Annotated in this window: 11 protein-coding genes; 9 read left to right on the top strand and 2 right to left on the bottom strand. The window is 66.1% G+C overall.

The window, feature by feature from the left end:
• The 9 genes from ACK5IR_RS10165 to lpxB form a co-directional block, all read left to right on the top strand.
• Positions 1-643 (top strand): phosphatidate cytidylyltransferase (locus ACK5IR_RS10165; RefSeq protein WP_416928504.1); only part of this gene is annotated, 643 nt, incomplete at its 5' end.
• On the top strand, positions 640-1818 hold the full coding sequence (dxr, locus tag ACK5IR_RS10160; RefSeq protein WP_416928502.1) for a 1-deoxy-D-xylulose-5-phosphate reductoisomerase: 1179 nt from the start codon (positions 640-642) through the stop codon (positions 1816-1818). The genes ACK5IR_RS10165 and dxr, both read left to right, overlap by 4 nt.
• Positions 1819-1823: 5 nt before the next feature.
• On the top strand, positions 1824-3161 hold the full coding sequence (gene rseP / locus ACK5IR_RS10155) for an RIP metalloprotease RseP (protein WP_416928500.1): 1338 nt from the start codon (positions 1824-1826) through the stop codon (positions 3159-3161).
• 168 nt (positions 3162-3329) lie between these two features.
• A complete protein-coding gene (bamA, locus tag ACK5IR_RS10150; protein WP_416928498.1) occupies positions 3330-5690 on the top strand; it encodes an outer membrane protein assembly factor BamA in 2361 nt (786 codons plus the stop codon).
• A complete protein-coding gene (locus ACK5IR_RS10145) occupies positions 5690-6349 on the top strand; it encodes an OmpH family outer membrane protein (RefSeq protein ID WP_416928496.1) in 660 nt (219 codons plus the stop codon). The genes bamA and ACK5IR_RS10145 overlap by 1 nt, the downstream gene beginning before the upstream one ends.
• A gap of 126 nt (positions 6350-6475) precedes the next feature.
• Entirely contained in the window at positions 6476-6952 is a 477-nt protein-coding gene (gene fabZ / locus ACK5IR_RS10140; RefSeq protein ID WP_416928494.1) for a 3-hydroxyacyl-ACP dehydratase FabZ, read from the top strand.
• Positions 6953-6955: 3 nt separating this feature from the next.
• The gene (lpxA, locus tag ACK5IR_RS10135; protein WP_416928492.1) at positions 6956-7753 is read left to right on the top strand and encodes an acyl-ACP--UDP-N-acetylglucosamine O-acyltransferase; all 798 of its coding nucleotides are present in this window, start codon (positions 6956-6958) and stop codon (positions 7751-7753) included.
• Between the two features lie 6 nt (positions 7754-7759).
• Complete coding sequence (locus ACK5IR_RS10130; RefSeq protein WP_416928490.1) at positions 7760-8572, top strand: LpxI family protein; 813 nt, start codon at positions 7760-7762, stop codon at positions 8570-8572.
• Positions 8572-9735 carry a lipid-A-disaccharide synthase gene (gene lpxB / locus ACK5IR_RS10125; protein ID WP_416928488.1) on the top strand — a complete coding sequence of 388 codons (1164 nt, stop codon included), beginning with the start codon at positions 8572-8574 and terminating at the stop codon, positions 9733-9735. Before ACK5IR_RS10130 ends, lpxB begins: the two co-directional genes overlap by 1 nt.
• On the opposite strand, the gene ACK5IR_RS10120 is transcribed toward lpxB, so the two are convergent.
• Positions 9736-10815: an FAD-dependent oxidoreductase gene (locus ACK5IR_RS10120; RefSeq protein ID WP_416928486.1), complete on the bottom strand. Its 1080-nt coding sequence runs from the start codon at positions 10813-10815 to the stop codon at positions 9736-9738.
• A 39-nt stretch (positions 10816-10854) separates the two neighbouring features.
• Positions 10855-11098 (bottom strand): aminomethyltransferase beta-barrel domain-containing protein (locus ACK5IR_RS10115; RefSeq protein ID WP_416928484.1); only part of this gene is annotated, 244 nt, incomplete at its 5' end.

The following is an 11098-nucleotide window of genomic DNA, read 5'->3' as shown; positions in this document are numbered from 1 at the left end:
TGCGCGGATGATCCGGCCGGGCTGGGATGTCGGCTCGATGCTGCTGGCGGCGTTCAGCGCCTCGGTCATTTCGGGGCTGCTGTCGCAGCGGCCCGACTGGCATCTGCTGCTGCTGTTCGTTCCCGCGCTTGTCGGGGCGGCCGCCATGCCAAGGGAAAAGCTGACGTTTTTCCTCTATGCCTTCGGCATCACGGTTGCCGGCTGGGGGCTGGTGATGGCACGCAACACCTATGGCGGAACCTGGCTGTTCTGGATGGTGGCCGTTGTCGTGGTGACCGATGTGGCCGGGTATTTTGCCGGGCGCGCCATCGGCGGACCAAAATTCTGGCCGGCGATCAGCCCCAAGAAGACATGGGCCGGCATTCTGGCCGGGTGGATCGGTTCGGCGCTGGTTGGCGCGATCTTCCTGACCTTCACCGATGCCGGGCGCGACCTGATCTGGATTTCGGTACTGCTGTCGTTCGCATCGCAGATGGGCGACATCAGCGAAAGCGCGCTCAAGCGCAGAGTGGGGGTCAAGGACAGCTCGTCGCTGATCCCCGGTCATGGCGGGCTGTTCGACCGGTTCGACGGTCTGCTTGGCGCGTCGCTGTTCGTGCTGCTGGTGTCGCTGCTGGTCGACGTGCCCGAGGTGCGGATATGAGGCGCGTCTCGATTTTCGGATCGACCGGTTCGATTGGTGAAAACACCGTCGATCTGATCGCGCGTGCGCCCGGTGAGTTCCGGGTCGTCGCGTTGTCGGGGGGGCACAATGTCGACCGTCTGGCCGAACAGGCGATAGCGCTCGACGCCGAGATTGCGGTAACGGCGGTTCCCGATCTTAAACAACGACTTGCCGATCGTCTTTCAGGCAGTGGAACAGAAGCGGCCGCCGGACCGGAGGCGCTGGTCGAGGCAGCCCGGAGACCGGCCGACTGGGTCATGTCCGCCATCGTCGGCGCTGCCGGGTTGCGGCCCGGGCTCGCCGCCGTGGAGCAGGGTGCCACTCTGGCGCTTGCCAACAAGGAGTCGCTGGTTTGCGCCGGTGAGTTGCTGTTGCGGATTGCGCGCGCCCATGATGCGGCCGTTCTGCCGGTGGACAGCGAACACTCGGCGGTTTTTCAGGCGCTGGCGGGTGAGGATATCGCCGCTGTCGAGCGGGTGATCCTGACCGCGTCGGGCGGTGCGTTCCGCGACTGGCCGATCGAGGATCTGGTGCGCGCCACGCCGGAGCAGGCGGCAACGCACCCCAACTGGGACATGGGCCGGCGGATCACGGTGGATTCGGCATCCATGTTCAATAAGGCGCTGGAACTTATTGAAACAAATGAATATTTCGGCATTAAGCCAAAACAGATCGAGGTGGTGGTCCACCCGCAATCGCTTGTGCATGCGCTGGTCGGGTTCAGGGACGGCGCCCTTATGGCTCATGTGGGGCCGCCCGACATGCGCCATGCCATCGGTTATGCGCTCAACCATCCGCAGCGCCGCGCGCTGCCGGTCGAGCGGCTCGATCTGGTGCGGATCGGCCGGCTCGATTTTCGCGAGGCCAGCGAGACCCGCTGGCCGGCCCTGCGGCTCGCCCGTGAGGTGATGCGCCTGCGCGGCCTTGCCGGTGCCGCCTTCAACGCCGCCAAGGAAACGGCGCTCGATGCGTTTCTGGCGCGCGAGATTCGTTTTACCGACATGGCCGCGGTCGTCGAAGAGACGCTTGAGGCCATGCATCGCGAAAATGCCCTGAAATGTGACCGGATGGGCCTTGATCAGGTCATGGAAACTGACCATGTGGCCCGTGAACGCGCCGCACAGGTCGTGGCGCAGATCAGAACGGACGCCTGAGACCTATGGATATTGCAACGCTGATTCCCCAGTTCGGGGGGGTTCTCTGGACTGCCGCTGCCTTTGTGGTCGCGCTGAGCGTGATCGTCTTCGTTCACGAATTCGGGCATTACATCGTCGGCCGCTGGTCCGGCATCCATGCCGAGGTGTTTTCGATCGGCATGGGTCCCGCATTGGTGAGCCGCACCGACCGGCACGGTACCCGCTGGCAGGTGGCCGCGCTTCCCTTTGGCGGCTACGTCCGGTTTCTGGGCGACGCGAGCGGCGCCAGCGACAAGGCGACCGATGCCTATGAGGCGCTCGACGAGGAAACGCGTCGGCACACGCTGCACGGCGCGCCGCTCTGGGCGCGGGCGGCGACGCTCGTTGCCGGTCCGTTGTTCAACTTCATCCTTTCGATCCTGCTTTTCGCCGCCGTTGTGCTGTGGCAGGGTGTCGCCAAGGAGCCGGTCGAGGTCGGCGACCTGCGCGCGCTGCCGACGGGCGAGGCGTCGCTTCAGCCGGGCGACCGGATACTTGCCGTCAACGGGGCCGGGACGCCCGATCTGGCCACGTTCTACGAGGTAATCCGCGATCTGCCCGTCGCGCCTTCGGTCGATTACCGTATCGACCGGGGCGGGCGGACCGAAACGGTTGCCGGGCGCTACCCCTTCCCGCCGCTTGTCGAGGGGTTGCAGCCCGGATCGGCGGCGATGGATGCCGGGATCGAGATTGGCGATCTGGTGACGGCCATCGACGGGCAGCCCGTCATGGCCTTTGGGGAGTTGCAGGATGTCGTCAGCAATTCCGGTGGCAGGCCGCTGCGGCTGGATATCTGGCGCGACGGACAGGTGATCGAAACCGAACTTGCCGCCCGCCGGGTCGACGTGCCCGACGCCGACGGCGGGTTCGAGACCCGCTGGCTCATCGGAATGACCGGCGGCCTGATGTTCACCCCGGTAACCGAATCGCCGGGATTGTTCGAGGCGCTGCGGATTGGCGTCGACCAGACGGTGTTCATCGCCAAATCCTCGCTTTCCGGACTGTGGCACATGATCACCGGGGCGATTTCGTCGTGCAACCTGCGCGGGCCGCTCGGCATCGCCGAAACCAGCGGCGCGGCGGCGAGCCAGGGCTTGGGAAACTTCGTCTGGTTCATCGCGGTCCTGTCGACGGCGGTCGGCCTGCTGAACCTGTTTCCCATTCCGGTGCTCGACGGGGGGCACCTGGTGTTCTACGCCTACGAAGCGGTGGCCGGACACCCGCCAAGCGACGGGGCGATGCGGGTGCTGATGTCGGTGGGACTGGCGCTGTTGCTGACGCTGATGGTCTTTGCGCTCGGCAACGATCTGTTCTGCCCCTGATCCGTCCTGCGCCGGAACGCCGGCGCGGAACCGGCCGCCGGCCCATGCGGCGCCGTTTGCAGCCCGATCAACATGATGGCGGGACGACATGGAGTTTTGACAAGATATTCGATCCCCGGTAGCAAAGCCCCAACGAGTTGGACATTTGCGCTTTCGGGGAGCGTCGGCATGAAGACAAGAAAAACGGACGGCATCATCGAGCACGCCCGGACGAGCAGAAAAACCGGCATTTCCAGCAGGACGGCGACATCCCTGTCGGCCCTGATGCTTGTTTCCGCAGGGTTTTTTGCCTTGGTCGCCGACGCGCAGAGCTACAGCTTCTCGCGGGTCGACGTGCGCGGCAACGAAAGGGTCGATACCTCGACCATTGTCAGCTATGCGGGAATCGGTGCCGGCCAGACCGTCAGCGCCGGCCAGTTGAACGATGCGTATCAGAATATCGCCGGGTCCGGCCTGTTCGAAAAGGTCGAACTGGTGCCGCGTGGCAACACCCTGCAAATCAATGTTCAGGAATATCCGACCATCAACCAGATCGCCTTCGAGGGGAACCGGAGGCTCAACGACGAGGCGATGATGGAGCTTATCGGCTCGCGGTCGCGCCGGGTATTCTCGCCCTCGGTGGCCGAGGCCGACGCCGCCAAGCTGACCGACGCCTATCGTCAGTCGGGGCGGCTTGCCGCAACCGTGACGCCCAAGGTGATCCGCCGTTCGGACAACCGCGTCGATCTGGTGTTCGAAGTGACCGAGGGGCGGGTGAGCGAGGTCGAGCGCCTGTCCTTCGTCGGCAACCGCAGCTATTCGGAGCGACGTCTGCGCCGGGTTCTGGCCACCAAGCAGGCCGGCGCGCTGCGCCTGCTGTTCCAGAACGACACGCTGGTCGAGGATCGTCTCGAACTCGACAAGCAGCTTCTGACCGATTTCTACCATTCGCGCGGCTTCATCGATTTCCGCATTCTCAGCGTCGCCTCCGAGCTCGATCGCAACCGGCGCGGCTGGCAGGTGACCTTCAACGTTCAGGAAGGTCAGCGCTACCGCTTCGGCAACATCTCGGTCAGTTCCACCATCGCCGGGCTCGATACCTCGGACTTCCGCAAGGCGGTCAAGCTGCGGTCGGGGGCCGTCTATTCGCCGGTGCCGATCGACGTCGATATCGCCCGGCTCGAACGGCTGGCGGTCAAGAAAAGCCTGAACTTCATCCGGGTCGAGCCGCGCATCACGCGCGACAACCGGAACCAGCGGATCAACGTCGAATATGTCGTGACCGAAGGGCCGCATCTGTTTGTCGAGCGGATCGACATCGAGGGCAACACCACCACGCTCGACCGGGTGATCAGGCGCCAGTTCCGGACGGTCGAGGGCGACCCCTTCAACCCGCGCGAGATCAGCGCCGCCGCCGACCGCATCCGCGCGCTCGGCTTCTTCGCCGACACGCAGGTTGAGCCGCGCGAGGGCGCGGGCGCGAGCCAGGTGGTTGTTGACGTGAACGTCGAGGAAACGCCGACCGGTGCGATCGGTTTCGGCGCAAGCTACGGCACCAACACCGGCGTCGGCCTCAACCTGAGCTTCAGCGAGCGGAACTTCCTCGGGCGGGGCCAGCAACTGCGCTTCGAGGCCGGGGCGACGGATTCGACCACCACCTTCGTTTTCGATTTCTACGAGCCGTCCTTCCTCGGGCGCGATGTGGGTTTCGGGATCAACACGTTCTACCGGACGACCGATCACGACAACGCCTATTACAACTCCGACCGCGGCCTTTTCGAGCCGAGCTTCAGCTTCCCGCTTGGCGATTACACGCGTCTGGCGCTGCGGGCGAATGCCAGCTACGGCAAGGTGTTCGACGTCGACGAGGATTCATCGTACATCGTCAGGAAGGACGAGGATGAGGAGGGCCTGTTTGCCGGGGCGGTCGGCTATACCTTCAGCTACAACACGCTTTCCGGCGGGCTCGATCCGACGGCCGGGATCCAGTTGCAGTTCCGGCAGGATTTCGGCTACCGCAGCGATGATGCGAGCTACATCCAGACCGAGGCGCTTGCCAGGGCGCGCAAGGCGATCTGGAACGAGGAAATCACCCTGCGCGCCGAACTGGAAGCGGGCGCGATCGCCTTCTACGGTGGCGACAGCCGGATCATCGAACGCTATCAGCTTTCGAACAAGATCCGCGGTTTCGAGCCCAACGGCGCCGGTGTCCGCGACCGCAACGTCGAAAACGAGGACGTTCTGGGCGGCAACTACTTCGCCGTGGCGCGGTTCGAGGCCGATTTCCCGCTTGGCCTGCCCGAGGAATACGGCATTCTGGGCGGTGTCTTCTGGGATGTCGGATCGGTCTGGAGCCTGGACAACACCAGCGGCGGGCCTGACGGAAACAACCCGGTGGATGACGATTTCTATCTTCGTTCGTCGGTGGGCGTCTCGCTGTTCTGGGAAACGCCGCTCGGGCCGTTGCGGTTCAACTTCTCGCAACCGGTCGCGATGAAATCCTACGACGAACCGCAAAACTTCGAGTTCACCGTTTCGACGCGGTTCTGATGAAGGCGCCGGCGCGCTCCGCACTTGCGGCGCTGGTTGCCGCTGCGGCACTGCTCGGGGCGGGGCTGGCACCCGCGCAGCAGGCGGTGCCGGCGCAATCCGCTGCGCCGGCGCAGATCGTCACGCTCGATCAGGAGCGGCTTTTTGCCGAGTCGCTTTACGGCCAAAGGGTGCTGGAAGAGCTTGAGGCGCAATCGAGCGAGCTTGCCGCGCTCAACCTCGAACTGACGGCGCAACTGACCGACGAAGAGCGCGATCTGACCGAGAAGCGCAAGACCCTGCCGCCGGCGGAGTTCCGCATGCTGGCGGACGCCTTCGACGAGAAGGTCACCAGCATGCGCGAGGGGCAGGACGCCCGCATTCGCATCCTGCAACGAAACCGCGATCAGGCCCGTACCGAATTCAACGCCCGGATCGTGCCGGTGCTGACCGATCTGGTCATTGAAAGCGGCGCGGTGGCGATCCTCGACGAGCGTGCGGTTATCCTGGCTTCCGACCGGATCGACATCACCGACCGGGCAATCGCGCGGATCGATGCGCTGCTCGGCGATGGCGGATCGCTTGTCCCCGGCACCGAGGCGCCCGAAGAGACCACCGCGCCCGATACCCCGCCGGCCGAGGGTGCCGCGCCAGCGCCCGGTACCGCGCTGCCCGAGTAGAGCCGGCGCGACCGCTGGCCAGGGGTGGCCCGGGCGCCCTTGTCCGCTTGCCGTAGCGGTGCCTGCCGTGTAGGACGCTTGGCAACGCGGGCGCGCCCGAAACACGAAGCCAAGGCAATCTAGCAGATGACAGAAACCGAGACCCCGCTGCTGCATGCGGACTATGCGACCATTCAGAAAATCCTGCCGCATCGTTACCCGTTCCTGTTCGTCGATCATGTCCGCGACATCGTACCCGACCAGAGCGCGGTGGGGATCAAGATGGTTACCTTCAACGAGCCGCATTTCCAGGGCCATTTCCCCGGTCATCCGATCATGCCCGGCGTTCTGGTGATCGAGGCGATGGCGCAGACCTCGGCGATCCTGACGGGGATGTCGCGCGGTGTCGAACAGCGGCTGATGATCTACTTCACCACTGTCGACAAGGCCAAGTTCCGCCGCCCGGTCGTGCCGGGCGATCTGCTGGAGCTTCACGTCACCACCAAGCGTGCCGGCTCGCGTATCGGACGGTTCGCCGGGCGGGCCATCGTGAACGGGGAACTGGCGGCCGAGGCCGAGTTCTCTGCCATGCTGCAGTTTCCCAAGTCCGACGAGGAGGCCTGAGCGATGGCCATTCACGAGACGGCACGGATTCATCCCCGCGCGGTAATCGATGAAGGCGCCGAAATCGGCCCCGGGGTCGCTATCGGCCCGTTTGCTGTCATCGGTCCGAATGTCGTGCTGGGCGAGGGGGTCGAGATCAAGTCGCATGTCGTTGTCACCGGCAATACCGAGATCGGGCCGGGCACGGTGGTGTTTCCCTTCGCGGTACTGGGCGAGATCCCGCAGGACCTGAAATATCATGGCGAGGATACGCGGCTTGTGATCGGTGCGCGCAACCGCATTCGCGAGCATGTGACCATCAACCCCGGCACCGAGGGCGGCGGCGGCATCACCTTGATCGGCAACGACTGCCTGTTCATGGCCGGTGTGCATGTGGCGCACGATTGCCGGGTCGGGAACCGGGTGATCCTGGTCAACAATGTCGGTGTTGCCGGGCATTGCCAGATCGACGACGACGTGATCGTCGGCGGCATTTCCGGCGTGCACCAGTGGGTGCGGATCGGCCGCGGCGCGATCATCTCGGGGTTGGCCAAGGTTGAAAAGGACGTGATGCCCTTTGCCATGGTGCAGGCGCCGTCGAGCCACGTCATCGGGCTCAACCTGATCGGGCTCAAGCGGCGCGGCGTCGACAAGGGCGACATCCAGCAATTGCGCGCCGCCTACAGGGAACTGGCGTCGGGCGACGGGACGTTCCAGCAGCGCGCGCAAAGGCTTGGCGCCGGGACCGAGAACGCATATGTGCGGGCGGTTGTCGAGTTCATTACCGGCGATACCGACCGGAACTTCATGATGCCGGAGTAGGCGGCCGTGCTCGCCTTGATCGCGGGGCGGGGGCGTCTGCCGGAACTGCTGGCCGGTCAGGTCCGGCGCGAGGGGCGGGGGCTGGTCTATTGCGCCTTTCACGACACGCCACCAGGGCCGGTTGCGCCCGATATCGTCTTCCGGCTCGAAACGCTCGGCTCTCTGGTGCGTCAATTGCGCCGGCGCGGTGTGGACGAGGTCTGCCTTGCCGGCGGTATCCGGCGACCCAGGCTGAACCCGTTGCGGCTCAGTCTGGCCTCCCTGCCGCTGATCCCGCGTTTTGTCGCCGCGCTGCGCCAGGGGGATGATGGTGCACTGCGGGCGGTGCTGGAGTTGTTCGAGGAGAACGGAATGAAGGTTCGCGCCGCGCAGGAAATCATGCCGTCGCTGTTGCCCGATGCCGGTGTGCTGACGCGGGCCAGGCCCGACGCATCCGACCGGGCGGATGCCGCGCGCGGGGCGGAAATCGTCGCCGCGATGGGGCAGGCCGATGTCGGGCAGGCCTGTGTGGTGGCGCATTGTCAGGCGCTGGCGATCGAGGCGATGCCGGGAACCGACTGGATGCTGGCCTCGCTCGCCGGCCGGCGAGACGGTCTGCCCGGGGGCGGGCTGCTCTACAAGGCGCCGAAACCGACGCAGGACCGCCGTGTCGATCTTCCCGCCATCGGCCCCGGCACCGTTGCAGGTGCGGTCGCGGCGGGTCTCAGGGGGGTGGTGATCGAGGCGGGCGGGGTGCTGGTTCTCGACCTGAAGGAAACCGTTGCCGCGGCAGACGCGGCGGGGCTGTACCTGTGGGTCCGCGCGCCGGAGCGGGGCTGATGCGGATCTTCCTGCTCGCCGGCGAGCCTTCGGGCGACAAGCTGGGGGCCGCGCTGATGGCCGGGCTGCGCGCGCTTTGCCCCGATGTCGAGTTTCGCGGGGTCGGCGGTCCGCTGATGGAGGCCGAAGGGCTGACCAGCCTGTTCCCGATGTCGGAGCTGACATTGGCCGGTCTGGCGGAAATCCTGCCGAAATACCTCCATTTGCGGCGTCGGCTCAACCAGACCGCCGAAGATGCGGTGGCGTTCGCGCCCGACGCGCTGATCACCGTCGACCTGCCGGAATTCTCGCTCAGGCTGGCCCGGCAGGTGCGCAGGCGCCGCCCCGACCAGCACACCGTCCACTATGTCGCGCCGACGGTCTGGGCGTGGCGCCCGGGGCGGGCGAAAAAGATGGCGCCCGACATCGATCAGGTGCTTGCACTTCTGCCCTTTGAGCCACCCTATATGGAGGCTGCGGGGATGCGCTGCGATTTTGTCGGCCACCCGGTTGTGGCCGAACGCCAGGCAAGCCCGGCCGAGGCGGCGGCGTTTCGCGCCGCGCACGGCATCGCCCCGGATACGCCGCTGGTTCTGGCCTTGCCGGGCTCGCGGCGCGGCGAGATCGCAAAGCTTGCGCCGGTCTTCGGGGAGACGTTACGCCGTTTCATTCAGGCGCGCCCGGAGGCGCGGATCGTCGTGCCGACGGTCGCGGCGCGGGCCGGGATAATGGCCGCGGCCATTGCCGGCTGGCCCGGCGCGCCGATCCTGCTCGACCCGCGCGATCAGGGCCCGGACGGAGTGCTGGCCGAAAAACGGGCCGCCTTTGCCGCGGCCGATGTGGCGCTTGCCGCGTCGGGTACGGTTTCGCTCGAACTGGCGGCGGCGGACACACCGATGGTGATCGCCTATGACGGTGCCTGGATCAGCCGGGTCTATGTCCAGCGCATGCTGCTGGTCGATACGGTGACGCTGGTCAATCTTGTTTCGGAAACGCGCGCCGTTCCTGAATTCCTTGCCAGCCGTTGCCGGCCCGATCTTCTGGCGCCGGCTCTGGAACGGGTTCTGGCAGATCCTGCCGCGCAGATCGATGCGATGCGGGTGACGATGGAGCGGCTGGGCCGGGGGCAGGAGGCGCCCGGGTTACGTGCCGCGCGGGCGGTGCTCGACGCGCTGCCGGGGTGATCAGTTCAGGCCGAACTGCTTGCGGTATTTCGGGATGAAGAGCGACCTGCCCTTGAGCAGCCGGGTCGGACCGTTGCCCACAACCCCGACCGGCAGATAGGAATTGCCCAGATATTCGCCGAGCGGCAGCAGGATCGGCGGCTTGTGCCACGGCTTGTAGCCCGGCAACTGCCCCAGTTGCCGGCCCGCGATCAGCGCCTTGAGGGTCCGCGCCAGCCACGGTGTCTGCCGGGTGGCGCCGACAATGGTCATCGCGTCGCCATTCGCGGCCGCATCGCCGGCGGCAAAGACATTGGGCAACGACGAGGGGCGCATCCAGTTGTCGGTCAGCACCCGCCCGTCAGGGGCAAACCGCGCGTCGGGCAGGGTCTGGAACAGGTCGGTCACCGGGCGCGCGCCGATGACCGGAAAGACCAGATCGGCCGCGACGATACGCCCGTCGTCGAGCGTCAGATCGCCGGCAAAGGGCGCACGCATATCGGAAAGCCGTTCGGCCCGATGCCCGGCAATCACCTCCACACCCAGAAGGTCGAGCTTGCGCCCAAGCTCCCGGCCCAGCCGGGCGGGGTAGTCGGGCAGAAGCTGTGCTGTTTCCGAGATCAGCGTCACGGATTTGGCCGGCATCGCCGCCTTTATCTCGCCGGCGAGTTCGATGCCCACCGCCCCGGCGCCGACAATCGCCACACGGTTCGCGGCGACAAGCGCCGCATGGGCGCTGCGGCTTGTGCCGCGCAGCGATTCGATATTGTCCCCGGCCGGCTTGAATGGCGCGGCATAGCCCGAACCGGTGGCGACAACCACGAAATCGGCCGGAAGGATGCGATCGTCGTCGAGCTGGACGCCGAATGTGCCCACCGCGCGGGCGCGCGCGCGCAGCACCTGTCCGCGCCCGAGAAGCCGGTCGTAGGGAAGGATCGCCCGGTCGAGCACCTGCGGCAGGGCAACCGCGCGGATCGTCGCCGGAACGTGAACGAAGGCCGCGCGCGGCTCGACCAGCGTGACCTCGGCCACCGGATCGAGCGCCTGCGCCAGTTCCGAGCCGATATAGCCGCCACCGATGATGATTACCTTGTGCGCCATGATCTCCCTCGTCCCTGTTGTCGGCCGGGTCGCGACGGCTCAGCCACGCCAGATCCAGCCGCCACCGAAAACCCGGCTGCCGCCGGTCTGATAAAAGACGCAGGCCTGACCGGGCGATACGCCTTCCTCGGGTGTCAGCAGTTCGACCTCGGCCGTCGTCGGGCCGGTGGGGCGCAGGATCGCCGCGCGCGGCGGTCGTGTCGAGCGGATCCGGACAGAAATCTCCTGTTCGGGGTGCGACACGAAGGGTTCGTCACCCAGCCAGTTGATTTCGCGCACCGGC

This window comes from Tropicimonas sp., assembly GCF_047971885.1.
Lineage (GTDB): Bacteria > Pseudomonadota > Alphaproteobacteria > Rhodobacterales > Rhodobacteraceae > Tropicimonas.
This window is presented reverse-complemented; position numbering and strand designations above follow the sequence as displayed.